Consider the following 25,180-nt stretch of genomic DNA (forward strand, 5'->3'; position numbering starts at 1 on the left):
GCATTTGAATAGCAGGTAAGGTTGAAAGGTTGAAAGATTTTGGGCGCTTAATATGCCTTGCGCTTCAGATCTGACATCTTGATACCAGTAGGAATAAATTTAAACAGAGGTGGATGGTAGAGGGCGTAAGGTATAAGATTTAAAGAGGACTTAAGTCTCATACCTCACATCTCCTATCTCAGGTACCAATAGGACACAACATGAACATAAATCTAATCCGTAAGAGCGGTAAATTTAATTTTGAGGCAGAAAACGAAAGCGGTTTTACGGTAGAGTTGGATGCAAAAGCTGCAATAGGTGGCCAGGGGAAAGGTTTCAGACCAATGGAAATGCTGTTGGTTGGCCTGGGTGGTTGCAGTGGAATTGATATGGTAAATGTATTAACCAAACAGAAGGAACCGCTTGATGATATTAAAATTGCCATAAAAGCAACACGCAGGGATGAAGAAATGCCCCCGATTTTTGATGTAATCGATATTCACTTCGATCTTTTTGGCGATTTAAGCGTTAACAAGGTTGAGCGCGCATTACAAATGACTTTCGATAAATATTGCTCGGTATCGAATATTTTAGGCCGGTCGGCAACCATTAATTTTACTTACAACATCAATAAGGTTTAAGGTAGAGGGTTTAAGGTTTAGGGATAGAATCCCAAATCTTATGTCTCAACCTCACAAATCTCCATACTCATATCATATATTATAATGAAATCTGAAAATTTTGAAACCATAGCTATACGCACTCAAACCGAACGCAGCTTACACAAGGAGCATTCATCGCCAATTTACCTTACTTCGAGTTATAAGTTCGAAGATGCGGAAGAAATGCGTGCTTTATTTGCCAACGAAAAAGAAGGGAATGTTTATAGCCGTTATTCAAATCCAAATACCTCAGAGTTTATCGATAAAATGTGCCTTTTAGAAGGTGCTGAAGACGGTTTTGCAACCGCAACAGGTATGGCAGCCATTTTTACCACTTTTGGTGCTTTCTTGAAAAATGGCGATCACCTGGTGTCCAGTAGATCGGTTTTTGGTTCAACGCACCAATTATTAACCAATGTTTTTTCAAACTGGGGCGTAACTTTCGATTATGCGGATTTGGATAAACCTCAGGATTGGGAAGCACTGATTAAGCCAAACACTAAAATGATTTTTGTTGAAACCCCGTCAAATCCGGGTATCGACATCATCGACCTGGAATTTTTGGGCGGTCTGGCTAAAAAACACAATTTATTGCTGGTGGTTGATAATTGTTTTGCTACACCTTACCTGCAACAGCCAATTAAATATGGTGCGCATATTTCTATCCACTCGGCTACCAAGTATATCGATGGGCAGGGCCGTGTATTAGGTGGCATTATTTTAGGTACAAAAGAGTTAATTGCAGAAGTGGTAGGTTTCGCCCGCCATAGCGGACCGGCTTTATCGCCTTTTAACGCCTGGATTTTATCTAAAAGCTTGGAAACGCTGGCCATTCGTATGGACCGTCATTGCGAAAATGCTTTAAAAGTTGCCGAATATTTAGAAAAACATCCTAAAATCAAATTGGTGAAATATCCGTTTCTGCCATCGCATCCGCAGTACGAAATCGCTAAAAAACAAATGAAACAGGGTGGAGGTATTGTAACCATTGTGGTTCAAGGCGGTATTGATGCGGCCCGCAAGTTTATGGATGGCCTGAAAATGTTTTCGATCTCAGCCAACCTGGCCGATACACGTTCAATCGCAACACACCCGGCTACAAGTACACACAGCAAACTTACCGAAGAACAACGTAACGAAGTAGGTATTGAGCAGGGGTCCATTCGTTTATCAATCGGTTTAGAGCATATCAACGATATTTTGGCCGATATTGAGCAGGCTTTGGCTTAGTAACTGCTGTGAATCAGATAAAAAATGGAGCTTGTTATGCAAGCTCCATTTTTGTGTTGTCACGTTGAGCCTGTCGAAACGCTACCGAAAACATTTCGGATTCTTCAATAAGCTATCAATTAAAGATTTTATACGCATAGATCGTCATTGAGAGGAGTAACGGACGATGTTCGATCAGATTCTCTTTTTGTTTGGCCTTGATCCTGCTATTCGTATTTCGAAAAATCTACCGCAAATATGCAACGGTTAACCTGACTGCCGTTACTGGCACCGGCATTGGGTTCAAATTCTGTTAAACTCCATAAGTATCCGTATTGTGCTTCGAAATATAACGATTCGGCGCCGTAGGGCCATCTGTACCGCACAGTATTGGTATCGCCATCGGTGTATCTGGCTAAACGGGCTGTTGATCCATACGATTCGCTTGGCGATCCGGTGCAGGAAAGCCAGGTTCTGTTACCTTTTCTAAAAACACCCTGTATGCCATGCGCATGATCGGAAGTAAATAAACTGTTTTTAGGGATTACCGTTTGAATGCCCGAATTTTGCAACTCGCCTGATGCATTAATAGGGAATCCGAAAATTTTGGGTACAATCGATGCATCTGCGCTTCCGGCGTAGTATTGGCCTGTCCACAATTGGTTATTTTCATAATTTACCTGAACGGTAGAAAATGGGTCGGCATCGTTAATTTTATAATAACCTACCTGTGGCAGGATGTAGCGGTAATTAAAAGCATAAAGATTACCACTGGCATCTTTACCACATTTACTCTCGGTGCCCGTCCCGGTGGTTACTTCAATAATTTTATCTAAATCAAATACCCTCAATCCGAGGCTGGTACTGCTTAAATAAATTTTACCATTAAAGTAGGCTATTCCACCTGCATGTACGTTTAAAGGGGCGTAAGTGCCGTATTGGGTATAATCTAAAGTGCCTGTGGGCAGGTTAGGCTGTACCAGTAAAATGTGCCGGTAGGTTAAATAAGTGCTCGAGCTCGGGCTGATGTCGATCAGGGTAATTCTCGATCCTTTACTTTCAGCAGCATCTTTGGCATACCAGCTTACCAGTAAATAACGCACTCCATTTCTGGAGAAACCGGCAATTCCCTGAGGGCGCCAGATGGATGTGGTTTCATCATCCTCATTCCATCTAATACCACGCACCCTGTTTTCTTCCGGAATGTTAAAGCCATATACCTCGGTGTAAGCACTTCCGCCGATGGCCACCCGGTTTTTGTCAACTTGGCTTGGATTTAAAAAAGCGAATCCGGTATTGATGTAACTGGAGGTATTCGTGTAGGCATTAACACTTGCTGCCGCGCTGGTTCCGGCAGTTGTAGCCATAAGGCTGTTTTTCTTTTGGCTGGTGGTACTGGTTTGTTCTTCAGTAAGGGTGTTCTTTTGGCAGGAAACGGCGAACAGGCACGAGGCCAACAGTAACCGGAGCATGGTTTTTTTCATGATTTTTTAAGGTTAACAGGTTGTAAGGTTAAAAATTATGCTTGTAAAACCCGAACAAGTTAGGTTGTGGATATAAACTTAACAATCAGCACATGTTAAGGATTGGTTATGTTTAAGCTATTTTCTCCGAAAAAACTATATTTGACCGACGATCAAAATGTACCTTAATGAGCATAAAGAAAATTAGCGCTTTATTCGGCTTTGCCCTTTTATTAACTGCCAAATTTAACTTTGCCCAGGAGCTTGGTATACTTCCTCAGCCAGAATCTGTTAAAGTCCTTCAGGGTAAATTTGTGTTCTCCGGAAATACAGCCATTGTTGATAAAGAAAGTATTTTTTCCATTGCCGCTCAGGAAATTAAGCTGTTGAAAAAAAACAGGACTGGCGGGCTAAGCAATCAGCTGGTTTTTACCCGTGATGCAAGCTTAAAGCCAGAGGCCTATCGCTTAAAAATATTGCCTGAACAAATAACCATTACAGCTAGTAATAAACTGGGAGCTTTCTGGGCCGTTCAAACGCTTAAGCAGTTGGCCGGAACGAACGCCTTTAAAACCAAAAACACCTGGGTATTGCCTGCGCTCGAAATCAACGATCAGCCTAAATTTTCGTGGCGCGGTGTGCATTTAGATGTTTCCCGTCATTTTTTCGATATCGATTATCTTCATCGTTTTATCGATCGGCTTGCCTTTTACAAGTTTAATAAATTTCATTGGCACCTTACCGACGACCAGGGATGGCGGATTGAAATTAAGAAATACCCTGAGTTAACGGCAAAAGGGGCATGGAGAAAATTAAATAATCAGGATTCTGCCTGCTTAAAACTGGCAACTACCAATCCGGATTACCGTATTCCGGAGAAACATTTCAAAATGATCGACGGGGAAAAAATGTATGGCGGGTTTTACACGCAGGAGCAGGTTAAAGAACTGGTATCGTATGCGGCCGGTAAAGGCATTGAAATTATCCCAGAGATCGATATGCCCGGCCACATGCAAGCGGCAACCAGGCTTTTTCCATGGCTAACTTCTACAGGATCGGTACAAAAAGAAAAAAACTTTACCGATCCGGTCTGTCCCTGTAAAGAAACTACTTTTGAGTTTGCTGAACATATTTTTAAGGAAGTTGCGCAGCTGTTTCCATCAAAATATATCCATTTGGGGGCAGATGAGGTTGAAAAAAGCAGCTGGAAGAATATTCCTGAATGTGAGGCCTTAATGAAGCACGAAAACCTTAAAAACATTGATGAAATACAGAGCTATTTTGTAAAGCGGATGGAAAAATATTTTCATAGCCTGGGCAAAGAACTGATTGGCTGGGATGAAATTCTGGATGGTGGTATTTCTCCAACCGCTACTCTAATGTATTGGCGTACCTGGGTGCCAACAGCTCCTAAACACGCAGCAGAAAAAGGTAACCCGATCATCATGACCCCGGGCGAATATTGCTATTTTGATGCACAGCAGGATAGCCATTCGCTCCAAAAGGTGTATAGCTTCAATCCGGTTGGTTTCGGACTCAATGAAAGCGAGCAGCAATACGTTTTAGGCGGGCAGGCCAACATCTGGACGGAGTATATTCCATCAGAACAACGATTGGAATATATGCTTTTCCCACGTATGTTAGCTATGAGCGAAGTTTTATGGGGTCATCAGCAGGATTTTAAAACCTTTAGCCGGAAAATGGATCGGCAGTTTACAGTTTTAGATGCCATGCGCATCAATTACCGCTTTACCGACCTCAAAGGCTTTGCCGAAAATAATGTCTTCCTGAAATCGGCATATCTGAACATTGAAGCACCAAAAAATGCGGTGGTGCATTATACTACCGATGGAAGTACACCGAAAATTAGCGCCCCCAAGTATACCAAACCAATCTACATTGATAAAACCCAAACCATAAAAGCTGCAATATTTGGTGCTGACGGTAGGATGGGCGATGTTTTTACAGCAAATTATGTGCAAACCGGTTATGTTGATGCGGTATCGCTTAAAAATCCAAAACCGGGCTTAAACTTTAGCTATTATCCTAAATTTTATAAAGCAGTAAACTTAATTTCGGAAGCCGATAAAACCAAAACCGCAACTACTGCAGCGATCGAAATTCCGGTTGAAGATAAAGCAGGTAGCTTTGCCACCCGCCATCAGGGCTATTTTTATGCTGCTGAAGATGGTATTTATTCGTTTTTCCTCCGTTCGGATGACGGCAGTGTATTGAAAATACAAAACAAAACCCTGGTCGATAATGATGGAATGCACTTTGCAATCGAAAAATCAGCTCAGATCGCGCTTAAAAAAGGCTATCATCCGTTCGAGCTGTTATTCCTGGAAGGTGGGGGTGGTTATACCCTGCAACTGGAATATAGTTTGGGAGCATCGAAACGTAAAGCAGTTTCGGCAAGTGATTTCGTTATAGAATAGTCGGGTTTAAAGCATATGCTCAGTTTCTAACCAACAGCCATGAATGATCTGGAATTTATCCTTTCTGAACTGAAAGCCATAAGTGAGCCTGGCTATTTAAATAAAATGGCTCATTTTGGAATTGATATTTCCAAAGCTTACGGTATCCGGGTGCCGCATATTCGCAAGCTTGGCAAACAGATCGGCAAAAACCACGAACTCTCCTTGTTGCTGTGGGGAACGGGTTTTCATGAAGCGCGCTTGCTGGCCACTTTTATCGGCGATTTTAAACAGGTTACAGAAGCACAAATAAACGCGTGGACAAACGATTTCAGCTCCTGGGATATATGTGACCAGGCCTGCGGAAACCTTTTCGTTAAAACGCCTTATTTTAAGTCGAAGGTTTTGGAATTTACACAGGCCGATCCTGAATTTGTAAAACGGACCGGTTTTGTGCTCATGGCCGAAGCTGCTGTTCACCTCAAAAAAGAAACAGACGAAACCTTTCTTTCTTTTCTGCCCATTATTGAGCGTGAAGCTTACGATAACCGCAACTTCGTGAAAAAAGCCATGAACTGGGCACTCCGGCAGATCGGTAAACGCAATGCCCTTCTGCACGGGCATGCCATTGAAACGGCCTACAATATTCTTGCTCAAAATAATAAAAAGGCTAATTGGGTAGCTTTAGATGCGTTAAGGGAGCTGAATAGCGATGGGGTTCTTGCCAAAATCAATAAGACTAAAGCTTAAAGACCAAAAGGCTGAAGGCTAAAATAGCTCTTCACATGCTTATTTCGTAAACAATGTACAGTGCTTTCCGTTAACGCTTTTTAACTGGCGCGCTAACGCTTCACCCACTGCTCCATCACTTCTTATCTTACATCAATGCCGGGTTGGCAAATGCGCAGTAAATTTGTATCATAAACAAGAAAGGAAATTTATGTCACAGTTCATTTTGCACAAAGAAAACACCCGCGGCCACGCCAACCATGGCTGGTTAAATGCACACCATTCATTCAGTTTTGCTAATTACTACAATCCGGAAAGAATGCACTTTGGGGTTTTGCGGGTTTTAAATGATGACTTGATTGACGGTGGTATGGGTTTTGGTGCCCATCCACACGATAACATGGAAATTATTACCATTCCATTGGCCGGGGCGATTGCACACAAAGATAGTATGGGTAACTCAGCGGTTATTAAAAATGGAGAAATCCAGGTAATGAGCGCCGGAACAGGGGTTAGCCACAGCGAGTTTAACGCCAATGCTGATGAGCAGTTAAACTTACTGCAGATCTGGTTGTTCCCGAATAAGAAAAACGTTACACCACGCTACGATCAGCAAACATTGGATGTTGCTGCCAGTCACAATAACTTCCAACAGATCTTATCGCCAAATGCAGACGATGCAGGCGTTTGGATCCATCAGGATGCTTGGTTTTCGCTGGGTAATTTTGATGAAGGCTTCGAAACTGAGTATAAAATCAAAAAAGCAGGTAACGGTGTTTATGCTTTCGTAATCAATGGAGAAGTAACCATCAACGGACAGGTGCTGGGCAAAAGAGATGCATTAGGAATTTGGGATACCGATAGCATCAGCTTTAAAGCCAATACCGCCGGGGCTGAAGTTTTATTGATGGATGTTCCGATGGAATTGAATTAAAAATACACAACCAAACCTCGCAGGTTTTAAGCCTGCGGGGTTTATTTATTAAAGAACTATGCAAACTACCATACTTTATATCGGAAGGGATACTGAAATTACCACGGTAATGAGCCGCCTGTTAAATGCCAGGCCTGAGTGGAAAGGGATCTGCGTATGCACGGATGATGAGGCCATTGCTATTTGCAATGAACAGCACCTTGACCTGGTTCTGCTCGGAAACGGAATTGATGCCGAATGTGAAAAAGCATTAAGAGCAAAACTGACCGGAATCAGGCCCGGCCTGAAAATTATCCAGCATTACGGTGGGGGAAGTGGCTTGTTGTATGGGGAAATCATGACCGCGCTTAACCACTAAAGAAATATCCTTTATTCCGATAATGATCTATTATATAAAAACCAATGTGATTGAAAGAAAGTTTAAGAAGATCATTATCCTAAGTTGCCATCATCTCGAGCGAAGTGCAACAAAGCCGAGAGATCTATCAAAACAGATCCCTCCGTTTCACTGCGTTCCAGTCGAGATGACGATCTGTCTATGGATGATCAAAGCACTGGAATCTAATAATCCTGTTCAATCCTGGCACTAGCTGATGTAATCCCTATCCTCATCACTTAATTCCTTTTTGCTGTCGGTAGTTTGTGCTTTCCGCTCAATATCGTCGTCATAACTACTCAATGTTTTTCGTGGCCGGCCTACAACAAAGCCAATAATGAAACCGATGATGATGCAGACGCCGATAACCAAAAGTTTGGATACCGGAACCGTAGCCACCAAAAAATCAAAATCTACAGGGTCGGTGTTTACCATTAAAAAAATGGTTAGTAATGCCGTAAGTATAATAATCGAAATTGTTTTTGCACTCATGGTTTAAAAGCTATAATTAAATGAAAACTCTAATATCGGATTTTGATTGTAAATCTGGTTGACAAAAACCAATCTTGCCCCTAAGTCTACAACAGGCTGATAGCGCAAAAGGTTTACACTGGTGTTTAATTCTACGCCGTAGGTTTTAGGATCGTTAAGGGTAGTGCCCTTGCCGATGTTCTCATAATGGCAAAATAAACCCGCCCTGAAATTCCTTACATAAGCCAGCGGGCCTAACTCCCAATCAGGAAAGGCAAATGGAAAGCGGTAGTTAAAAAGCAGGCTGTTCTGCAGTTTACTTTTTGCCAGGATGTTGTTGTATCCGTACACGATTGCAATCTCCGTTGCATACTGGTTTACCCCGCTTGCTTTTTGGTAATTAAAGCTCGCCAGGAAGGAATGGTTCTTTGCGAAGCCTGGAAAGTAAAGGAAACTTTCGAGTGCTAAAATTTCTCCTTTTAAATTCTTGTCGAAAGGTTGGTGGTTGTAAGTAGCCCTGAGCACCTGTGCCCACCTGGGCGCAATGTCTCTTTCGGTGGTACGTACACTGTGGTTGAAAGTGAAATTATATTCCATCGGGAATTTAAGCTCCCGGATAAAACCAGCCGGCATGTTTTCTGGCATGTACCGTTGTGTAAAACTGGTCGCCGTATTCAGCGCAAAAGCATAGTTCTCGTTACGGGTGTTGAACGATAATGGAAGGGATGCATTAAGCTTTATATAGTTCTCTCTCCAATCGCCTTGCTGTACCACATTTTTAGCCCGGTAGAACGTTCTTTTCGGACGGTTGCGATACAGAACACTAAATACAGGATAAAGCGCCTTATAGCTAATATCTGCTGTGTATTCAAAACGTTTTAAATCGCGGTGGTATTTTGCGCCTGAATAAAAATCCAGCGTATTAAGCAGGTTGTTCGATTGCAGTTCCAGGCCAAAAACATATTCGTTATCAATTACCGGGATAATGCTATGAATGCTGAAAAGATTTAGTGCCTGGTGATAGCGTTTAGACTGGAAAGTGCTATCTGGTATATCGTCAAAAACATTCCCAACGTTTTCCTGCTTTTCTGCTGCGGCCGAAAAATCGACAAAGTTATTTTCACCTATTGGTTTTTCTGTAAGGGCGGTTTCGGCAATTTCGTAGCCGTTGATTTTATAGTCGTTAAAAATGATTTTTCCATCACCGGTTTCGGTGGGGTTAAAGGCACCGTATGGCGATGCGCTAAGTGCTGTTATTTTCTTTGAAACCGGATCAATTGCATAAATATTATCGATGCCATTGAAATGCGCATTGAAAACAATTTTACCGTTAATAAAAACCGGGCGACTGAGCTGTTGCCGGCTGTTCGAAATCAACGCTGATTTTTTTTCTCCTTCCATCAGCCACAAACTTTTTCCTTTTTCTGTTACACCGATGTAAGCAATTTGGTTTCCACTCTTATCGAAGCTTGGTGTTTGCAAAATTTCGTTTCCGGGATTGGGGTAGGTTTTTAAAATCCTTCCTGAAGCCGCATCGATTTCTACCAGGTTGAACTGGTTGTTGAGCTCAACTTTGGCTGCAATGATTTTCTTTCCATCAGCAGAGAGGCTAGGGGAGAAGAGCCTGCTTTTGCTGCTGAGTTTATTGAATTTTTTTGTCTTTAAATTATATGAGCAGATTACACTATAACTCCGCTGTTTATATCTCGGATCGTAACGGATTTCGTCCCAAACCAAAAGGCCGTTTTTCAGGCTGAACCAAGGTTGTTCCTGGTAGCCGATTCCGAATAATTTTTGCTCTGTTTTATCTTCGTTGATCAGTACAAAATACCGGGCATCGGTCTTACTTTCTTTGAGTGCTAAAATCTGGCTATTATTAAGCCTCGCCGGTAAAAAATAATTTGTGGCAAACGATGTTTTTTGATTTAGACTTTCATACTTTTCCGGAGCAGATTTTTCTTCCTGTATTTTCCACTTTTCGGCAAGTTTGTTTTGGGTGGCCAGAAAATATTGGCGCGTATTTTTTCCGGTGTATTTTTTTAGGCTTTTCGAAAATGGGTAAGGCCTCACCGGTCTTTTTCTGATGTCGCTAAGTAAACTATCGGAAATGAACTGGCCGTATTTTTCTTTCATATCCGCAACCATCAAATACCCGGTTTGGTAGTAACCCGGAGTAACGTCTTTGTTCGAACCAAAATAGACTTTGCTGTATGTAAATTTTTTACCTTCTAAAATTGTAGCCCGGTAAGGCATGATCCAACCCGGCTGACGGCCCCGGCCCGAATAGGTGAGTGCGGTTTCATTTACAACGGCATCACCTTCGAAAAACCATGTCGGGATGCCTGCTCCAAAATAGGCAAAGTAAACCAGCTCAGGAAAGGGATGTGTCTGCGTTCCTGTCAACTTGTCAAACTGTGCGACGTGCCGAAGTTCATGTACAGCGAGGTTGTTTAACCAATCCTGACTATCGAAAAACTGAGGGGGTGTGGCATAGAATTCCGACTTCTTCGGACCCAGCTGAACAAAGCCGTTTGCCACCGTTCCGCGGTTCTGTAACAGGAGTGGGATAGTCGTTTTTTGCTGCCGTAAACCTAGTCCAATTTTGGTATAAATATAGGGTAGGGTATTGGCCATTCTTTGGGCTTCCTTTTCTAATTCTTCAGGGTAGATGATTTTAAAGCCTCCCGATGAAATATAGTTCCATTTTACACTAAGTGGGTTTTGTGCCGTGCTGAAAATCTGTCCAAAAACCGATGGCGAAATAAAACTTAAAGTAATCGCACTTAAATACTTGATAATTAATTTATTATTGATTTGTTTTAAATTCATCTAAAATATTTGCTAAAATAATTAGTTTTTTAAATTTTTAAGGGGTCTGAAATTGTAAATTTTTAATTTATGTTAAATGTTTTAATTAACTGATTTATAGTTATTAATGAATTTATATAAATTTATTTATTGTTGGTTTTTTTTATGATTTTAAGCTCATTTTTATATCAAATTCAAGCGCCTCTTCCCATTTTTTATCAATTGAAATTGATTAACTTAATTTACACTTATTAATCGGTTTTTATGGAAAATTTTTGTGGCTTTTTAAATTTTTGTATGAAAGGTTATACCCCGTTTCAATCGTCAAAGTTGGTGCCTTCGCCATGCTGATTTTGGAATCATCCGGTAGGGTTGATAGGGTTTAGATTGCCAGGGCTATTTGGTTGGGTAGAGAAAAATTCTTCCGGTAAATTGGATTTTTTTACGGTCAGAAATTTGATTTTTAAAGCCAAAAATTTTTAAAAATTATATGAAAGAATCTCTAAATTGATGGGAGATTTTAAAATTCAATTTGATTGGTATGATTGTGACTTGTGACAAAATGTCTTTATTTTTTTGCTTCATGATTCGGCCATCTTTCTATGATCAGACTCCAAATTTAACTTTCACAACTGGTGGTTTATCAATGCTGGCGGTTAGGAATGCCACTGGCTGATCGTTTAAAATCCAGGTTTTTTATGGTTAAAAGCAAGATTTCAGGTTCAGAATTTCGGCCTGAATTTTGGTTCCGGTATGCTGATTTGTATGTTTTTTTTACGTTTTTGGCCGGTAAAACGCTCGTTTTTTACCGGGATAATGCAGTTTCCTTGCGATATTTCCCAGGTAAAATGAATTTTGAATAAATTTTCGGAAAAATTGTATTGTATAATAAAAAGTGCCTTTATGGTGGTTTAAGCCGCGTTTTTGACGGAATTTATATTAATTTTTTATCTGATTAAATAGGTAAGGTTTTAATCGGTATGGAGTTGAAAAGACTGAATTATGCGGTGCTGATCAGCCTGTTTTTTCTAGGTTTTCTTACGGCTGTTGGTTAAAATCTTACTGATTTTTTGATTGCACACAGCTGGTTCTTTCGCCAATACCGGATGCGATAATATCAGGTGTTTAGATTGAACTTCTCTATTTCAGTTCCGAATCTTAATGCAAGAACAAGCTAAAAATAATGGTTATTTAGGAAGAACCTGGCCATCCCATTTCATGGGTTTACGATTTAAGTAAGTGTGTAATTTTAGGTGAAATTCAACGCTGATTTCAGCTCCGGTTTGTGGTAGGTTTATGTGTTGTTTCTATATCTATTTTATGCTTTTTTACTGGTTTGTTTTTATTGTATTTTAAGTCTTTTTTATAGGTTGGTTCGAGGTTTTTTATAGGATTATATCCGGGGTTTTTAGCTCTTTTTTTGGAGGGTGATTTTCATATTTTTTTATCAGCTATTACCCTCCATAAGTTGTTGTTTTTTGGTCTTTTGATTCAGCGGTTTTTTATACCTGAAATTTAATTTTTAGTGGTGGGATTTTTATCCTTTTGGATGTTGAATGGAATAGTTTTAGGATATGTTTTATTATTGAAAGGACGGTCATCTGTTCGTGATTTTAGATGCTGTTCTGGCTGTAACCAGCTATAAATAGATGACGAATTTTGATGCTAAAAAAGGAGTGGAATGTCTGGGTTTCATCGATCGATTTTAACAGGGTCGATTTTTATTACCGGAAAGTTTTGGTGATCCGGTCAATGGAATTAGCTTTTTAAAGTTGTGAATATGGAGCGCTTTTTTTTTGCCTGATTAGCAGGTGAAATTCTATACATCGGAAAGCTGTCTCTGGCAGTTAATGCCTATCCGGGGTGCCCTTTTTTGAACCGGCTGTTAATAGGTTGTTGTCGTTTAAGTGTAGTTTATATCTGCAAATAAAAGCGTAATCCGGTAAGGATTTTTGATCAGTGCTACACCGGTTAATGGCTCCTTATTAATGTGAAGATTTTATCAAAACTGCAGGCCCGATTTTCGCCAATAGCTACAGCTTGTTCTTTCTTTTTTTATAGATGGGGTATAAGAATATTGATCCTAAAATAATCGTTGCACCGATGTAGAAACCACCTGTCATCTGTTCTTTATTCTGAAAGAAAATAAAAGCCAGGAGAATACCGTAAACAGGCTCGAGGTTGGTAATTAAAGCCGTTCTGAAGGCAGATAACGTTCGCATTACTGCAACGCCTGCAACATAGGCAACTGACGTACAGAGCGTGCCAAGAAGTGTTAAATAGAACCAGTTTTTTGTACTCAGGTTAAAGGGCGTATGCAATAAAGTTCCGTCGTAGAGGCGGTATATGGTGATCCAGAAAAGCGCACCAACCAGTTCATAAAAACCAATAATTGCAGGATCGCTTTTTTGTACCAATGTCGAATTGATGGTTGAAAAAAGAGCTGAGGCCACAGCAGCCAGCAAACCAAAAATAATTCCCAACGTATATTGGCCTTCAAATTTAAAGATCATGTAAATGCCTAAAATAATCAATAATCCGATCAGGATATCGCCCATTTGTATAGGCTGTTTTTTAATCAGCGGCTCTAAAATAGCGGTAAATAAAGTGAAAGAGGAAAGGCATACCAATGTAACCGAAACGGTAGAGACTTTGATGGCATGAAAAAAAAATATCCAGTGAATGGCAACAATTCCTCCTGTTAAAAAGAACTGAATAAACTGTTTTTTGCTGATCCTGATGTTCTTCCGCGTGATCAAAAACCAGGCAAAAAGTGTGGCGGCTGCAATGAGTACCCGGTACCAAACCATTGGCACAGCATCGATGGAGATTATTTTTCCAAGCACGCCTGTAAAGCCCCAGACAAATACGGTAAGATGAAGAATGAGCAGATTTTTCCTGGTGGTTTCCATTGCTATTTTGGCGCTTTCCTTAACAGGTAAAAACCTAATAGCCCAAAGAAGAGCGTAGGCATAATAACTGCCGCAAATGGAGGTAATCCACCCTTGGTAGAGAACATCTGCGTAAACTGGTTAAATACGATATAAGCAAAGCTGATAAAGATCCCGATGCCTAGTGATACGCCTACACCTCCGCGTACTTTACGTGACGATAGTGCTACACCTATAAGCGTTAATACATAAGCAGAAAGAGGATGGAGGTAACGTTTATATTTTTCGAACTGAAGATCGTTCATGATACCGGTTCCACGTATTTTTTCTTTTCTGATTTTATCTGAAAGTTCCTTTGTGGTTAAATTTTGCACTACATTATCATAAGCAGAGAAATCGTCCGGGCGCATATCCAGGATGGTATCCTTTAATTTTCCGTTACCATAAACCATGGTTTCTTTAAGGCCGTCGATCTTTCGGATAGAATAATTCGTTAATTGCCATTTGCGCTTTAGCGAATCCCACTTGATATTCTCTGCTACAATTTTTTTGGTTAAAATATCACCATTAAAATTATCAAGCGAAAAGCGGTAGCCCGAATTTGTTTTGTTATCGAAATTATCAATGTAGATATAGGTCCTATCATCCAGTTTCATGTGGATTTTAGATTTTGACGACGGGTCGTTACGCTTTACATAAGTGTTTTCGAAACTATTTTTCAGGGTATTGGTATAAGGAAGGATGTACAGGTTGGAGAGCAGGTTGGCAGAGAAAATGATCGAAGCCGATACCAGGTAAGGAAACAAAAAACGGTTAAAACTAACACCTCCACTTAAAATCGGAACGATTTCTGTCTGATCGGCCATCTTGGCCGTAAAGAAAATTACGGCAATAAAATTGATTAACGGCGAGAGCATGTTTACATAAAAAGGAATGGAACCGGCATAATATTTAGAGAGGATTCCCCAAAAACTCAGTCCGCTTTTCATAAAATCATCCATCTTTTCAGATAGGTCGAACACCACAATAATGATTACGAAAATAGCGAGGGTATAAATAAATGTACCCAGGTATTTGCCGATAATATACTGATCGATGATTTTTATCCTTCCTTTTAACAGATTCATTTTATAGCTTATTGCCTAATATTTTAACCATTTTGTTTTTCCACTCGTAAAATTCACCACTAATAATCTTCTCCCTGGCCTGTTTTACTAACCAAAGATAGAAATGCAGGTTATGCAAGGTAGCAATTTGTGCGCCAAGCATCTCATTGCTGTGCACCAAATGCCTTAAATAAGCTTTACTGGTTACCTGGTCGGCATGCAGGTCGCTCTCGGCATCCAACGGCGAAAAATCGTTTTCCCACTTCTTGTTCCTGATGTTGATGATCCCGTTTCTGGTAAAAAGCATCCCGTTTCTTGCATTTCTGGTAGGCATTACACAGTCGAACATATCCACACCTAATGCAATGTTTTCCAGGATATTGATGGGTGTACCCACACCCATTAGATAACGTGGTTTTTCTGCCGGTAATATGTCGCACACTACTTCTGTCATTGCGTACATCTCTTCTGCAGGCTCGCCAACCGATAAGCCGCCAATGGCATTGCCTTCACGGCCCATGCTGGCAATAAATTCTGCAGATTTAATCCGCAGATCTTTATATACTGAACCCTGTACGATAGGAAACAGCGTTTGGTCGAAACCGTATTTGGGTTCTGTTGAGTCAAAACGCTCACAGCAGCGTTTTAACCAACGGTGTGTCATTTTTATCGATTGCGCCGCATAAGCATAATCGCAGGGGTATGGCGTACATTCATCAAATGCCATAATGATATCTGCACCAATGGTACGCTGGATATCCATGGCGTATTCCGGAGTGAAAAGGTGTTTAGAGCCGTCGATATGGGAGTGAAAAGTAACGCCTTCCTCCTTGATTTTACGCACTTTACTTAAAGAATATACCTGGTAACCACCACTATCGGTTAATATCGGGCGGTCCCAGCCGATAAACTGATGTAATCCCCCTGCTTTTTCCAAGGTATCAAGGCCCGGCCTTAAATAAAGGTGATAAGTATTTCCCAGAATGATTTTTGCGTCGATATCATCTTTAAGTTCGCGCTGGTGCACGGCTTTTACCGTTCCGGCAGTGCCCACAGGCATAAAAATAGGGGTTTGTATTTCACCATGAGCGGTTGTTACCGTCCCGGCCCTGGCTTTTGATAATGGATCGTTAGCCTGTAAACTAAATTTCATAATGTGTTTTTACTCGTCAAAAATCTGCCAAAAATAGCAAAAATTGAGGGCATTATTTTGTTTAATTTTTTATCCACATAAAAGTGTTTTACAGATTAAAAATGAGAAATTTGCGCCTGTTTATTTTACCATCGTGATCGTAACCCCACTTGAAATTATCCTGCTCTCGATATTGGCTTTTTGCCTTTTGGTTCAACTCTATTATGTCCTTTTTGTTCACCTGAAACTGGCCAGGGTGGCGATTGAAGAGGTGCCGTTATCGGCACGTAAGCCCATAAGTGTTATTGTATGTGCGAGGAATGAAATTGTAAATTTAGAACAGTATCTTCCTTCGTTATTTAGCCAGAATTACCCTGAATTTGAGGTGGTTGTGGTTAATGATCGCTCCTGGGATGGTACCGGCGAGTTTTTAGAACAATTGGAGAAGAAGTATTCCAGGCTCAAAGTGGTTAAGATTTTAGACAATGATAAGTTTATTGCCGGCAAAAAGTTTGCCGTAACCATGGGGATAAAGGCTGCCAAATATGATTGGCTGGTTTTCACCGATGCCGATTGTATACCTGCTTCTGAACACTGGCTAATGGATATGCAGCAGCCGGCCGATGAAAACACAGAAATTGTATTGGGGTATTCTCCTTATATGAAAAAACGAACCCTTTTAAATGCGCTGATCCGGTTTGAAACCTTTTTTACAGCAGTAAATTACCTGTCATTTGCATTAAAAGGGATGCCGTATATGGGGGTAGGGCGAAATATGGCTTACAAAAAATCGCTTTTTTTTAAGAATAAAGGCTTTGCTGCACACATGCACATTCCATCCGGTGACGACGATTTATTTGTAAATGCACACGCAACTAAATACAATACGGAAATCCGTTTACATCGCGACAGTCATGTTTGGAGCGAACCAAATAAAACCTGGCGTGGTTACCTGAGACAGAAGAAGAGGCATTTTGGAGCGGGTAAACTTTATAAACCCAAGCATAAATTTATTTTGAGCCTGCAGATCGTATTCCAGTTTTTGTTTTATGGCTTTTTTGCTGTATGTATGTTTTTTAGCCGTGAGTCACAATATATAGCCTTGGGGATATTGGCATTAAGTATTCTCATCAGGTGTTTCATCTATCCAAAGCTACTGAAAAGGTTAAGCTATGGCGATTTGCGTTGGTGGTTCCCGATTTTAGATATACTTTTGTTTGTATTTTTAACCCTGAATGGATTTTTAGCCCTTTTTGGTAAGAAAAAAGTAAACTGGAAATAATCAATAATCCTTTAGAGATCATAATATGCCTGATGTAAAGCCCGATATCATTTTAAAATATTTCCCTGATTTAAGCGAAAAACAAATGGCGCAGTTTTCAAAGCTGTTCGAATTGTATAGCTTTTGGAATGCGCAGATCAATGTAATTTCGAGAAAAGATATTGAAGAGTTATATGAGCGCCACGTATTGCATTCGTTAGGAATCGCTAAGGTGTGTACTTTTAAAGCCGGCGAATCTGTATTGGATGTGGGCACAGGTGGTGGTTTTCCAGGTGTTCCCTTGGCCATTTTATTTCCTGATACGCAATTTTACCTGGTAGACTCTATCGGGAAAAAAATTAAAGTGGTAAAGGAAGTGGCTGCGGCATTAGGTTTAAAGAATTTAAGAGCCGATCATTTAAGGGCCGAACAGGTTAAAGAAAAGTTTAATTTCGTGGTTTCACGGGCAGTTACCCGTTTAGGTGAGTTTTATCCCTGGATACAAGGTAAATTTAAAAAAGAATCGATTAACGCCATTCCGAATGGGATCCTGTATTTAAAAGGTGGCGATTTGGCTGAAGAAATCAAAGAATCTAAACTGAAAGCAGAACTATATCCGCTTTCAGCTTATTTTGAAGAAGATTTCTTCGAAACCAAGTATGTGGTTTACGTACCGCAGTAATTATTGTTTTTTGCTGGGCTGACCCACCACGATAACTTCTTCGATCTTTATTCCTTTTACCTTTTTAACGGGAATTGTACTTTTATTGCCTGTACTTGGGTAGCCAACAACAGTTACAGGTTTTAAATCCTTTTGTTCTGCCGGTGAGGTACTTGTAATAGATTGTGCCTTATTATCATCATTGGTTACGGCAATACCGGTAATTGTTTCACTGTCATTTCCGCTTTTGGCTGGCTTTGGTTCAACCGGTGGCGGCGGTGGTGCCGGCATGTCCTTTTTATCTTTTTTTACAATAGGAAGAGGGAAGCGAACCTCATTAACTTTCGGTTGACCAGGTTTTTTTGATTTTAAAGGGCCAGGAGCTGGTGGCGGTGGTGGTAATCTTTTATGATCAGTAACGATAAGTGGTTCATTTATCGTGATTTCCTTAACTTTTTTAGATTTTATTTGGCCCGGTTCTTTAGGTGGGGATGGTGGTAAGTTCTTCTTGGCGGCTTTTTTCTTGGTGGTGTCTTGGAAAACGATGGCTAAACTTTCCTTTTTTTGCCCAAGTTGGATGGTCGCATAATCTTTTGTGAATGCCATCGTAGACAGGCATAGCATCAATCCGGTTAGCGGAAGGATAAACAACAATTTGAGCCTGGCCCATTTTGCCGATTTTTTTTGATTTAACATACTTATTCTGTTTTTTAATAATGACGAATTAAAAAAATGATTGGTTAGGCTAACTTTTTGATTATCATACGAGTTTTGGATCAGAAACATGGCATACTCGTATTTGGCAATATCTTTATTGGTAGTTACTTCGTCTGCCAGGTATTCGTGGATGAGCTTAATATCGTTCTTGATGAGATAGGCTATTGGATTAAACCAGCTGGAAATCTGGATCATTTCAAATAAAAGAATATCTACACTATGTTTTTGCCTGATATGAACCATTTCATGTTTTAAAATGGTTGTTTTCTGATCAAGTTCGGGATCGATAAACAGGAAATTGAAAAACGAAAAGGCCATTTTGGAGTTTTTGATCTCGATTAGGGTAATACGGTTTTCTTTAATCTTTGTAGCTTTACGGATCATGCTTTGAAGCTTGTGTAATCCCAGGCAAATTTTTAAAATGAAAACCAGTGAGATGATGGCATACAATAACAACAAGCCATTTTCAAGGGTAAAAAGTGATGGCGTTTCCGGAGTTCCGGTAAATGTTGCATAACTGATTACGACTTCTTTTTTTAGAAAGCCGAGTTGAAAAAACGGGAGTATAAAAGCCAGTATTGAGCTGAAAATGAGGTAATACCGGTTTAAGGCGTAAAAAGTATCATGGTGGAGGAACAACCTATAAAACCCATAAAACATGACGAGGTATAGATTGGCTTCGAGTAAGTAATATAACCAGTTCATCACTTGTTGTTTTTAAGTTTTTCTGCCAATTGGATAATTTCATCGAGTTCTTTGGTACTCATACTTTTTTCTTTTACCAGGAACGAAACCAGGCTTTCATACGAGTTTTCGAAATAATTGTTCATTACTTTATTTAAAGCAAAGCGTTTATAATCAGTTTCTTTTACAATAGGGAAGTAGATGTAGGTATTGCCAATGGCCTTATGATCGACAAAGCCTTTTCCTTCCAAAACCCTGATTACGGTAGAAACCGTGTTGTAAGCGGGTTTAGGCTCGTTCATTTTTTCAATTACATCCTTTACCAAGGCTTCGCCCATTTCCCAAAGGATGAGCATAATCTGTTCTTCTGCTTTTGTAAGTTCTTTAATCATAGTAACTATTTTTATAGTTTGCTTAAATGAAGTTAATACTATAAAACTAGTTTTCAAACTATTTTTATAGTATTTGTTTTAACTATTTGATAGTCAGTGTTTTATTTTTTTAATAAATGGGATGGTATAAAAAAACCTGCCGGTTAGGGCAGGTTTTAATCTCTTTATAGCGGATGGAGAAGTAGTAATTAAAACTTCTGTGATTTTTGAGGATTGTCCATCATAATCATCTTGTCTTTAAGTAATTGCTGTAAACCCGATTGCGCATCAATGCGTTTTACCACATCTAAAACGGCCTCGGCGGCTTTACTAAAAAATGCAGGGGTAATGCTGTTGTACTCGTCGGTTGCTTTGTGGTAATCTTTATGGTCTTCAACACCGAAATACAGGAAGGGAATATTTTTAGCGTTAAATGCACCCTGATCGCTCTGGTTGGTCCAGTCGTCGTGGCCCTGTTTGGGGTCGTCATGACCAAAAAGAACTTTGATATTGGTTCGGGTCGTATCTACATATTTCTTTAAATCAGGATGTTTGAATGTTCCGCATACATATAGTTCGCCTTTATCACTGTGGCTGATCATATCCATATTGAGATCGATCGCAATGGTATTAATGTTCACCGGCGGATTGCCTACAAATGCTTTCGCGCCTTGTAAGCCCATTTCTTCTGCATCAAACGCAGCAAAAATTATGGTGTTGGTGGGTTTGTGTTTGGCAAAGTAAGCTGCAATTTTTAACAATCCGGCTGTACCCGAAGCATTATCGTCGGCACCATTAAAAACCTCGTCTTTAATCACACCTAAATGATCGTAATGAGCCGATACCACAATAACGTTGCTATTTTTACCGGGAATGTATCCAATAATATTGGTCCCGTTTATTTTTGAACCATTTCTGCCATTAAAAGTGAATTCCTGGGCATAGTTTACATGTTGAGGATAAGATTTTAGACCCAGCTTCAGAAAACGTTCAATAATATAGGTCCTGGCCATTTCTGCACCTTTGGTGCCCGTTTTCCTGCCCTGGTAAGCGTCTGAAGCCAGTACTTCAACGTCTTTAAGGAGTTGGGTGTCAAGCTTTTCATTGCTACTGGTGCTTTTGTTCTTCACTGATGAACAGCAGCTTAGCATCATGGCTAAGGGAAGGGCATATAGGATTTTCATATTTTATGATTACAATAAGTAAAATCGTCTTTACGGGGCGTCGTTTCGGCATTAAGCCATGTGAGAGAGCTGTTGATGCAGATTTCTCGACTGTATTACACTTCGCTCGAAAAGACGATTACCCGTCTAAAATTTCCTAAAGATATTAATTATTAGGATATAGAACTGCAAACGCTGTTTTTTGTACTGTATTGCATTGCTAAACCTGCTGGAAGCAGCAGCCCGAGCTTTTCGCGAGGCTATAGTGTACAGCAGGACTGAAGGCCGACAAAAGCTGTTGCTTTCATTTTCAAATTAAAAAAATTGCTAATAAAAGATTGCTTGGTCTAAAATTGAGGTGTGCTATTGTAACCCCTTAGGCTTCACCGGTTTTTAAAACCTGCAGGGCCTGGAATATGCTATGCCGCCACTTCCCTTAAATCGACAGCCACGACCCTCGAAACGCCTTGCTCTACCATGGTTACACCATAAATAATATCGGTACTGGCAATGGTACGTTTGTTATGTGATACAATGATAAACTGCGACTGATCTGAGAATTTGCGGATAATATTGTTGAATTTATCGATGTTGGTATCATCCAATGGGGCATCAACCTCGTCGAAAATACAGAAAGGCGCAGGTTTTAACAGGTAAAGTGAAAATAACAGGGCGGTAGCGGTTAGCGTTTTTTCACCACCCGATAATTGATTGATCGATAATGGCCTTTTACCCTTCGGACGGGCCACTATGTCGATATCGGCCTCTAATGGATTGTTAATATCGGATAAAATCAGGTCGCAGCTGTCTTCCTCGTTAAACAAAGAACGGAATACCACGATAAAATGTTCGCGGGCCTGGGTAAAAGCCTGCATAAATTTATCTTTTGCGGTGTCGTCGATCTCTTTGATGGTTTGTAAAAGATCAGTTTTGGCTGCATTGAGATCTTTTTTCTGGTTCTGGATGAAGGTATAACGCTCTTCCATTTCTTTAAAGGCTTCCATCGCCATCGAGTTGATGGCCCCAAACTCATCCAGCTGGCGCTTCATCTTTTCTACTTTTTGACGGATCTCGAACTCGCTTTCCAGCGCTTCAATTTCATGCTCGGTTTCTAAAAGATCATTAATATCGATATTAAATTCGACTGCTAAACGCTCTTTTAGTGCATTTAAATCTATTTTTAAAGCATTCTTTTTATCCTTGATCTCGGTTAACAGAAAATCGGTTTCTTCGCGGTTTTTACGGATATTGGTCAGGTCGTTTTCAACTTCGTTGATACTTCCTTTGCTCGTAAAATAAGCCTGTTCGGCTTCGGCAAGCGCTTTTTCCATTTCCTCACGTTGCTGGTACATTTCTAAGAGCGTATCATCGTTCAGATCGGTATGTTGTAACGTTGCGGTAATCTGGGTTAACGTTTCCTGTAACTCTTTGTCGTTTTGGGCAATACGTTTGTTCAACGCCTCCTCCTGTACGAAACGGTAATCTAAATCTTTTTCGAGGCCCGATAGTTTATTCTGTTGTTGGTGGAAACGGATATTGTCTTGATTGTACTTACCTGCGCTTTCATTTACCTGGTCGGCAATTTCCTGATAATTAAGCTGTTGTTCCTGCAGGTTAACATGCGCTTCCTGCTGGTCTTTTTGCAGTTGAACGAGTGCAGGTAATTTTTCTGATAAGGCTTTTTCTATCGACACGATTTTTTGGGCAATATCGGTCTTGCGGTTTTCGCTGGTGGTGATAAATTCCTGGTATTGATCGCGACGGGTCTGCACCGAAATGTGTTCGTTGTTTAAACGGTTCATTTCCTGCTGTAAAGCATTGATCTGATTGATTTTTGAAGCCTCTTTTAAGGCAAAAATATTGTCAGTTTCAACTTTTATAGCGGTATTATACTGGTTGATCAGTGATTCTGAGGCTTTAATTTCTTTAGCCAGGTTTTCTAAATTCTTGGCACGGCCAATTCTTTTACCCTCAAATAAACCAACAGAACCACCCGATAAGGTGAATTTGGTCTGTGCGTACTTCCCGTTTTTTGCTAAAATGGTTAAACTATCGGTTGGTGTTTCTTTGAATAGGTTTTCCTGCTCGGCGATTGCAATATATACATTTTGTAAAAGCAGGTTGCAGAGCTGCTGGTATTTTTTGTCGACCTCAATCACCGATAAAGCAGAAACTAAGCCTTCGTGTGTACCAATAAGCGGGTTTTTATCAGGAATATTTTCTAAAATAAAGAAATTTGCCCTTCCACGGCTGGCGTCGGTTAAAAGATTAATGGCCTGAACAGCATCGGTATATTTTTCGACCACGTAGTGGTTCATTACCGGTTCGAGGTAGTTTTCTATGGCAATCCGGTAATCCTCGTTACAGAATAAGATGTCGGAAAGGAGCAGGGCACTTTTGGCAAAAGCATTGTTTTTCTTTAAAAAACGAATGGATTCCGGAAAACCCTCCAGGCTGTCGACCAACGATTTAGTCAGGTTATATTCGTTCTGCTTGGCATCTTTTTTACGGTTTTCGGCCGCTAATTTTTCCTTGTTCGAACTTAAGTTAATTTCCGAATCGGCCAATTTTTCTTTTAAGATTTCTTCAGCTTCAGTGAGGTTTTTAATATGGGACTGTTTTTCCCTAACCTGTATATCCAGCTCGGCCAAAGCATGATCAAATGCTTTTAATTCTAAGGTTTTGGTTTCCGTATCATCAACATTCCGGTTGCTTTCCTGTACAAGGGCATCTTTTTGAATGTTTAAGATATCTATTTCTTTTTGCGACTGATATACACTGTTCTGCAGTTCATTAACGGATCTGGTCAGGTTGTCAATTCTGTTTTTCTCCGTCTGTTGTTGTTCCCGCAAAGTGTCTAACGCAGATTTCAAGCTCTTCAGATCCGATTCCAGGCGGCTAAAAACAGCTGTTTCTGTGGCTACTTCTTCATTTAAACGCTTAATGTTGTATTTAATGTGGTTAACCTGGTTTTTATCTTTTTCGAGCTCGGCAGATAAACGTGTTTCCTTTTCCTGTAAAAAGCGCATCTGTTCGTTCTTTACTTTTTTCTCGCTCTCGTAGGCACGGATTTTGGAAACAAACTCATTTGTAGCTTTTTGTTGCACAGAAAGGTTTTTCTCCTGGCTGATGCTATCCAGCTTAAGCTTTTGCAGTTCGGCTTCGCCGGCATCAATTTTGGCGCTAAGTTCTGTACGGTTAACCTGTTGATTCTGCTCCTGTATTTCTAAGGCATTTAAATCGGTACGAAAGAAAGCAATACGATGGGTTGCCAATTGTACGCTCAATTCGCGGTATTGTTCTTTTAATTTATAATACCGTTCTGCTTTACGGGCCTGGTTTTCTAATGTTTTAAGGTTTTTTTCAATTTCGAAGAGCAAATCTTCAACACGCTCCAGGTCGGCTTCTGTATCTTTTAATTTGTTGAAAGTCTGTTTCTTACGTAGTTTGTATTTCGAAATTCCGGAAGCTTCCTCGAACAGGGAACGGCGGCTGTGCTCTTTATTGGTAATGATCTCATCAACCATTTTGAGCTCGATAATCGAATAACTGTCAGAGCCGATTCCGGTATCCAGAAAAAGATCGGTAATATCTTTTAGCCTGCACTGCACATCGTTTAAACGGTATTCGCTATCGCCGTTTCGATAAAGTTTACGGGTTACGGTAACCTGTGAGTACGCGGTAGGAAGGATGTTCTTGGTATTATCAAAGCTTAGCGAAACTTCAGCGAGCTGTGCCTGTTTACGGTTTTTTGTTCCGTTAAAAATGATGTTCTCCATCTTTTCCGATCGCAACGCTTTGGTACTCTGTTCGCCCAAAACCCAACGCATGGCATCGATAACATTCGATTTTCCGCAACCATTAGGACCAACAATAGCGGTAACCCCCTCATTAAAATTGATGGTCACTTTATCGCCAAAGCTCTTAAAACCTTTAATTTCTAACCTGGTAAGTTGCATGGTTTGTAATCGGGAGAACCGACCTCAATATTAAGGATAATTTTGTGTTTTTTCAAGTGGTTTTCACCGTAAAGGCCACTGATAGAAAAGATAAAGGAGGCAAACTGAAAGAATAGTCGTTTCATTATTCTTATTCTATTTTCCATAATGAAACACAAAGACACAAAAGCACAAAGTTTAGATTAAT

General features: G+C 40.2%; 18 protein-coding genes. 8 read left to right on the forward strand and 10 right to left on the reverse strand.

Going from position 1 to position 25,180, the window contains the following annotated elements; translation table 11 throughout:
- Positions 1 to 200: 200 nt before the first annotated feature.
- Both GGQ60_RS01370 and GGQ60_RS01375 read left to right on the forward strand, forming a co-directional pair.
- Positions 201 to 620 carry an OsmC family protein gene (locus GGQ60_RS01370; RefSeq protein WP_183759601.1) on the forward strand — a complete coding sequence of 140 codons (420 nt, stop codon included), beginning with the start codon at positions 201 to 203 and terminating at the stop codon, positions 618 to 620.
- Between the two features lie 84 nt (positions 621 to 704).
- Complete coding sequence (locus GGQ60_RS01375; RefSeq protein WP_183759602.1) at positions 705 to 1,871, forward strand: trans-sulfuration enzyme family protein; 1,167 nt, start codon at positions 705 to 707, stop codon at positions 1,869 to 1,871.
- A 206-nt stretch (positions 1,872 to 2,077) separates the two neighbouring features.
- Here the strand turns inward: GGQ60_RS01375 and GGQ60_RS01380 are convergent, their stop codons facing one another.
- Complete coding sequence (locus GGQ60_RS01380; protein ID WP_183759603.1) at positions 2,078 to 3,334, reverse strand: hypothetical protein; 1,257 nt, start codon at positions 3,332 to 3,334, stop codon at positions 2,078 to 2,080.
- A gap of 167 nt (positions 3,335 to 3,501) precedes the next feature.
- On the opposite strand from GGQ60_RS01380, the gene GGQ60_RS01385 reads away from it, so the two are divergent.
- From GGQ60_RS01385 to GGQ60_RS01400, 4 genes are all read left to right on the forward strand, one after another.
- Positions 3,502 to 5,751, forward strand: coding sequence for a family 20 glycosylhydrolase (locus tag GGQ60_RS01385; RefSeq protein WP_183759604.1), 2,250 nt, complete (start codon positions 3,502 to 3,504; stop codon positions 5,749 to 5,751).
- 39 nt (positions 5,752 to 5,790) lie between these two features.
- Positions 5,791 to 6,480 carry a DNA alkylation repair protein gene (locus GGQ60_RS01390; protein WP_183759605.1) on the forward strand — a complete coding sequence of 230 codons (690 nt, stop codon included), beginning with the start codon at positions 5,791 to 5,793 and terminating at the stop codon, positions 6,478 to 6,480.
- A gap of 190 nt (positions 6,481 to 6,670) precedes the next feature.
- Positions 6,671 to 7,393, forward strand: coding sequence for a pirin family protein (locus GGQ60_RS01395; RefSeq protein ID WP_183759606.1), 723 nt, complete (start codon positions 6,671 to 6,673; stop codon positions 7,391 to 7,393).
- A 58-nt stretch (positions 7,394 to 7,451) separates the two neighbouring features.
- Positions 7,452 to 7,751 carry a hypothetical protein gene (locus GGQ60_RS01400; RefSeq protein ID WP_183759607.1) on the forward strand — a complete coding sequence of 100 codons (300 nt, stop codon included), beginning with the start codon at positions 7,452 to 7,454 and terminating at the stop codon, positions 7,749 to 7,751.
- Between the two features lie 228 nt (positions 7,752 to 7,979).
- Here the strand turns inward: GGQ60_RS01400 and GGQ60_RS01405 are convergent, their stop codons facing one another.
- The 5 genes from GGQ60_RS01405 to tgt form a co-directional block, all read right to left on the reverse strand.
- Positions 7,980 to 8,261 carry a LapA family protein gene (locus tag GGQ60_RS01405; RefSeq protein WP_183759608.1) on the reverse strand — a complete coding sequence of 94 codons (282 nt, stop codon included), beginning with the start codon at positions 8,259 to 8,261 and terminating at the stop codon, positions 7,980 to 7,982.
- A 3-nt stretch (positions 8,262 to 8,264) separates the two neighbouring features.
- On the reverse strand, positions 8,265 to 11,069 hold the full coding sequence (locus GGQ60_RS01410; RefSeq protein ID WP_183759609.1) for a TolB family protein: 2,805 nt from the start codon (positions 11,067 to 11,069) through the stop codon (positions 8,265 to 8,267).
- A gap of 2,012 nt (positions 11,070 to 13,081) precedes the next feature.
- On the reverse strand, positions 13,082 to 13,960 hold the full coding sequence (locus GGQ60_RS01415; protein WP_183759610.1) for a DMT family transporter: 879 nt from the start codon (positions 13,958 to 13,960) through the stop codon (positions 13,082 to 13,084).
- A gap of 2 nt (positions 13,961 to 13,962) precedes the next feature.
- Positions 13,963 to 15,066 carry an LptF/LptG family permease gene (locus tag GGQ60_RS01420; protein ID WP_183759611.1) on the reverse strand — a complete coding sequence of 368 codons (1,104 nt, stop codon included), beginning with the start codon at positions 15,064 to 15,066 and terminating at the stop codon, positions 13,963 to 13,965.
- A 1-nt stretch (position 15,067) separates the two neighbouring features.
- A complete protein-coding gene (gene tgt, locus GGQ60_RS01425) occupies positions 15,068 to 16,198 on the reverse strand; it encodes a tRNA guanosine(34) transglycosylase Tgt (protein ID WP_183759612.1) in 1,131 nt (376 codons plus the stop codon).
- 43 nt (positions 16,199 to 16,241) lie between these two features.
- Here tgt and GGQ60_RS01430 point away from each other — a divergent pair, with 43 nt between their 5' ends.
- Together GGQ60_RS01430 and rsmG are read left to right on the forward strand one after the other, a co-directional pair.
- The gene (locus GGQ60_RS01430) at positions 16,242 to 17,459 is read left to right on the forward strand and encodes a glycosyltransferase (RefSeq protein WP_229685063.1); all 1,218 of its coding nucleotides are present in this window, start codon (positions 16,242 to 16,244) and stop codon (positions 17,457 to 17,459) included.
- 25 nt (positions 17,460 to 17,484) lie between these two features.
- A complete protein-coding gene (gene rsmG, locus GGQ60_RS01435) occupies positions 17,485 to 18,120 on the forward strand; it encodes a 16S rRNA (guanine(527)-N(7))-methyltransferase RsmG (protein ID WP_183759613.1) in 636 nt (211 codons plus the stop codon).
- On the opposite strand, the gene GGQ60_RS01440 is transcribed toward rsmG, so the two are convergent.
- The 4 genes from GGQ60_RS01440 to smc all read right to left on the reverse strand — a co-directional run bounded on the left by GGQ60_RS01440 (position 18,121) and on the right by smc (position 24,993).
- On the reverse strand, positions 18,121 to 19,521 hold the full coding sequence (locus GGQ60_RS01440) for a M56 family metallopeptidase (RefSeq protein ID WP_183759614.1): 1,401 nt from the start codon (positions 19,519 to 19,521) through the stop codon (positions 18,121 to 18,123). It abuts the gene before it with no gap.
- Positions 19,521 to 19,892, reverse strand: a complete 372-nt coding sequence (locus tag GGQ60_RS01445; protein ID WP_183759615.1) for a BlaI/MecI/CopY family transcriptional regulator — start codon at positions 19,890 to 19,892, stop codon at positions 19,521 to 19,523. The genes GGQ60_RS01440 and GGQ60_RS01445 overlap by 1 nt, the downstream gene beginning before the upstream one ends.
- 188 nt (positions 19,893 to 20,080) lie before the next feature.
- Positions 20,081 to 21,055 (reverse strand): M28 family peptidase, encoded by a 975-nt coding sequence (locus GGQ60_RS01450; protein ID WP_183759616.1) that lies wholly within the window; start codon positions 21,053 to 21,055, stop codon positions 20,081 to 20,083.
- A 398-nt stretch (positions 21,056 to 21,453) separates the two neighbouring features.
- On the reverse strand, positions 21,454 to 24,993 hold the full coding sequence (smc, locus tag GGQ60_RS01455; protein ID WP_183759617.1) for a chromosome segregation protein SMC: 3,540 nt from the start codon (positions 24,991 to 24,993) through the stop codon (positions 21,454 to 21,456).
- Positions 24,994 to 25,180 lie beyond the last annotated feature (187 nt).

This window comes from Pedobacter zeae, assembly GCF_014196715.1.
GTDB classification, from domain to species: Bacteria; Bacteroidota; Bacteroidia; order Sphingobacteriales; family Sphingobacteriaceae; genus Pedobacter; species Pedobacter zeae.

Bases quoted from the DNA above. Each gene is read 5' to 3' on its own strand.
- GGQ60_RS01440 (WP_183759614.1), bottom strand. From the start codon at position 19,521: ATGAACTGGTTATATTACTTACTCGAAGCCAATCTATACCTCGTCATG.
- GGQ60_RS01395 (WP_183759606.1), top strand. From the start codon at position 6,671: ATGTCACAGTTCATTTTGCACAAAGAAAACACCCGCGGCCACGCCAAC.
- GGQ60_RS01415 (WP_183759610.1), bottom strand. From the start codon at position 13,960: ATGGAAACCACCAGGAAAAATCTGCTCATTCTTCATCTTACCGTATTT.
- tgt (WP_183759612.1), bottom strand. From the start codon at position 16,198: ATGAAATTTAGTTTACAGGCTAACGATCCATTATCAAAAGCCAGGGCC.
- GGQ60_RS01405 (WP_183759608.1), bottom strand. From the start codon at position 8,261: ATGAGTGCAAAAACAATTTCGATTATTATACTTACGGCATTACTAACC.
- smc (WP_183759617.1), bottom strand. From the start codon at position 24,993: ATGCAACTTACCAGGTTAGAAATTAAAGGTTTTAAGAGCTTTGGCGAT.
- rsmG (WP_183759613.1), top strand. From the start codon at position 17,485: ATGCCTGATGTAAAGCCCGATATCATTTTAAAATATTTCCCTGATTTA.
- GGQ60_RS01370 (WP_183759601.1), top strand. From the start codon at position 201: ATGAACATAAATCTAATCCGTAAGAGCGGTAAATTTAATTTTGAGGCA.
- GGQ60_RS01375 (WP_183759602.1), top strand. From the start codon at position 705: ATGAAATCTGAAAATTTTGAAACCATAGCTATACGCACTCAAACCGAA.
- GGQ60_RS01380 (WP_183759603.1), bottom strand. From the start codon at position 3,334: ATGAAAAAAACCATGCTCCGGTTACTGTTGGCCTCGTGCCTGTTCGCC.
- GGQ60_RS01390 (WP_183759605.1), top strand. From the start codon at position 5,791: ATGAATGATCTGGAATTTATCCTTTCTGAACTGAAAGCCATAAGTGAG.
- GGQ60_RS01385 (WP_183759604.1), top strand. From the start codon at position 3,502: ATGAGCATAAAGAAAATTAGCGCTTTATTCGGCTTTGCCCTTTTATTA.
- GGQ60_RS01400 (WP_183759607.1), top strand. From the start codon at position 7,452: ATGCAAACTACCATACTTTATATCGGAAGGGATACTGAAATTACCACG.
- GGQ60_RS01445 (WP_183759615.1), bottom strand. From the start codon at position 19,892: ATGATTAAAGAACTTACAAAAGCAGAAGAACAGATTATGCTCATCCTT.
- GGQ60_RS01420 (WP_183759611.1), bottom strand. From the start codon at position 15,066: ATGAATCTGTTAAAAGGAAGGATAAAAATCATCGATCAGTATATTATC.
- GGQ60_RS01410 (WP_183759609.1), bottom strand. From the start codon at position 11,069: ATGAATTTAAAACAAATCAATAATAAATTAATTATCAAGTATTTAAGT.
- GGQ60_RS01450 (WP_183759616.1), bottom strand. From the start codon at position 21,055: ATGAAAATCCTATATGCCCTTCCCTTAGCCATGATGCTAAGCTGCTGT.